General features: G+C 43.6%; 1 protein-coding gene. It reads right to left on the reverse strand.

What is annotated here, in order from left to right; genetic code table 11:
- Positions 1 to 9 precede the first annotated feature (9 nt).
- Complete coding sequence (locus OEL83_21155) at positions 10 to 1,248, reverse strand: ISL3 family transposase (protein ID MDK9709547.1); 1,239 nt, start codon at positions 1,246 to 1,248, stop codon at positions 10 to 12.
- Positions 1,249 to 1,353 lie beyond the last annotated feature (105 nt).

Genomic DNA, 1,353 nt, shown 5'->3' on the forward strand with positions numbered 1-1,353 from the left:
GGCGCCTCGCTAAATCGAGTGGGTAAGGCCACTTTTGATTTCCAGATTTAGTCGGCCTCCTAACAAGTAAATCATGGTGGTAAACGTTTTTACGTTTCTATACCCACGAGCTCTGTTACGAGCTGACTGAACAATGCTATTGATGCTCTCAAGGATAGCATTCGTAAGTCTTGAATCGAAATAGTTGAGTATACCAGCCCAGTTTGCTTTTACGGTTTTCGCAAACTCTATGATAGGTTCCAGTCTGGATCTAACAGCCCATCTATACCATTCCATCAGTAAGCGCATTGCATCAACTTTATCTCTTGCCTGAAGATAGACCTCTTGCAATGCAAGCTTTAGGCGGTAAGCACGGGCAGTCTTGAGATTCATCTGTGATAGGCCCATCAGCTTTTCCTTTTGTGACGGTTTAAGGTTTTTAACATTACTGAGCCATAAGTAACGGCTGTGCTTGAGTATGGATTCTTCACTTTGTTCTTGGCGTCTGACTCTATCAAGTGCTTCATTCAGCAACTTTATAACATGAAATTTGTCAAAGGTGATATCAGCCCATGGAAAATCAGCCTTTATACCCTTTCTAAAGGGAATTGACATATCGGCGCTGAAATCAGTAATTTGAGTTGGTTTGATCGATTTAGACTGAAGCATTTGCTTGAAAGAGGTGATGGCTCCTGCGTCCTTACCTTCAACCACATGAACGACTTGAGTTTTCTCCAGGTCGACAAAGAGCGTCATATAACTATGTCTACGCCTGTATGAGGTTTCATCGACCCCAACTTGGGTGATTTCGCTGTAATCAGCCGCTGCTCTTGCTTGCTCAACATATCGGTTGAGTATTCGCCACAGCAGCGTATCGTGTTCGCCCAACAATTCCGCGACTTGCTTTACGGGCATCACTTGTATTAATTGCAGAACCAGAGCCTCAAATAAGAGTGTGAAGCCACTGCCAGGAGCGGCCCAGGGGACTCGGACCATGCGTACACCGTGTTCGGGGCAGATTGTTCTCGGGGTCCTAAAATGAATAAATGCTTTGTATTGAAAGAAGTTTAAGTGACGCCAGACTTTATCAACTGTGTCGTGAATGTTTAAATTTTCAGCGCCGCATTCTGCGCATTTGAATTTACCACCTTTATGAAAGTTGATGTAGATGTGCAGTTCACCTGCTGCTTCCTCAAACACTACATTTTCAACGTATAGAGGATCTTGAAGTTGCAATGCTGCAGTGAATAGCTTCTCATGGTTTAACATATCAGCACCATCCTTTACCTATTATAGAGGATAGCCTGATTATACCATCTTTTCAAATTGAGTTACTTGCGCAACGCTGTTACCCACTTAATTTAGCGAGGCGCC

Source organism: Desulforhopalus sp. (assembly GCA_030247675.1).
GTDB lineage: Bacteria > Desulfobacterota > Desulfobulbia > Desulfobulbales > Desulfocapsaceae > Desulforhopalus_A.

Excerpts from the sequence above, each read along its gene's own strand:
- OEL83_21155 (MDK9709547.1), bottom strand. The coding sequence starts at position 1,248 with ATGTTAAACCATGAGAAGCTATTCACTGCAGCATTGCAACTTCAAGAT.